At 65.1% G+C, this 1,248-nt stretch carries 2 protein-coding genes; one reads left to right on the top strand and one right to left on the bottom strand.

The annotated features are described in order from the left end of the window. Window positions 1–866 (bottom strand): LysR family transcriptional regulator (locus tag ACIKT0_RS18550; RefSeq protein WP_407106787.1); only part of this gene is annotated, 866 nt, incomplete at its 3' end. Window positions 867–1,042: 176 nt separating this feature from the next. On the opposite strand from ACIKT0_RS18550, the gene ACIKT0_RS18545 reads away from it, so the two are divergent. Continuing rightward, on the top strand, window positions 1,043–1,248 hold a 206-nt coding region (locus ACIKT0_RS18545; protein WP_407106786.1), incomplete at its 3' end, for a hypothetical protein.

Genomic DNA, 1,248 nt, shown 5'->3' with positions numbered 1-1,248 from the left:
CGCTGGGCAAGCCAGTCGATCATGACCCGGACCTTCGGCGCGAGCTCGCGCGAACTCGGATAGAGCGCCCAAAGGGATTGGGTCGAGATGAGCGGATAATCGGGCAGGATCGGCACGAGGGCGCCGGACCGAAGTTCATCCGCCGCGCACCAAGTCGCCATGAGAGCGACGCCGAGCCCGGCGCAGGCTGCGTCGCGCACCGCCCCACCGTCGTTGATACGAAGTGTCGGGGCGACCCTCCGCTCGATACGCTCGCCACCCGGCCCTTGGAACGTCCAGAGATCGAGCGTGCCGACGACCAGGCAGGCGTGCCCGGCGAGATCGTCGGGCGTGTTCGGCCGACCGCGGCGATCAATGTAGTCAGGCGAAGCGACCAGCACGCGTCGATCGGGAGCGAGCTGCCGCGCGACGAAGGACGAGTCATCGAGATTCGCATATCGGACCGCCACATCGAAGGCGCCTTCGACCAGATCGACGACGCTGTCCGAGATGCGGAAGTCGATGGCCAATTCAGGATAACGACTGCAGAAGTCGGGCAGCCCCGGCACGATGTGCATCCGGGCGAACGAAGCCGGAGCCGCTACCCGCAACGTGCCGCGCGGCACGGCCTGACGGTGCCCTACGGCGGCTCGGGCGGCTTCGGTCGCCAGCACGACGTGCTCCGCATGGGGGAGCAAAGCGAGCCCGTCCTCCGTCAAAGTCGTCTGCCTCGTTGTCCGGTGGAGAAGCCGAACCCCGAGCCTCTTCTCAAGCGCCGCCAGCCGAGCGCTCGCGCTGGCCGGACTGACGCCCAGGTCGCGGGCAGCTGAACTGATGCTGCGCAGCCGCGCGATACGGACAAAAAGGTTCAGGTCGTCGACGTCCATCGCGCCACTTTCAAAAAATAATTGAAGCTGATGCTAATTCGAGCCGGCTACCGGCGGCAATACTGAGATGTCAGATGTTGATCACACGGTCTGCATCCCGAGAGGGACCGCAAGATCGTCGTCGACATCGAAGGCCCGAGCCAGCCGGCTGAGCCTTCCGCAGAGGAAGCATTGACATGAGAACCGCTCCTGCTTTCGTTGGCGCGAACTTGCGCGTCAGTCTTCTCGGCGTCGGTTTGCTGCTCGGCGCGTGCGCCCCGGGCGATCGAGCCCACGTTGCTTCGATCGAAGGCTGCCACACCGAGACACGTCGGGTCTTCGAGACTGCCGGCCCGAAGTCGATTGGAACGGTCGTCACCCGTCAGGTCCGGGTCTGCGATTA

The sequence above is a fragment of the Hansschlegelia beijingensis genome, from assembly GCF_045505405.1.
Taxonomy (GTDB): Bacteria; Pseudomonadota; Alphaproteobacteria; order Rhizobiales; family Methylopilaceae; genus Methylopila; species Methylopila beijingensis_A.
This window is presented reverse-complemented; position numbering and strand designations above follow the sequence as displayed.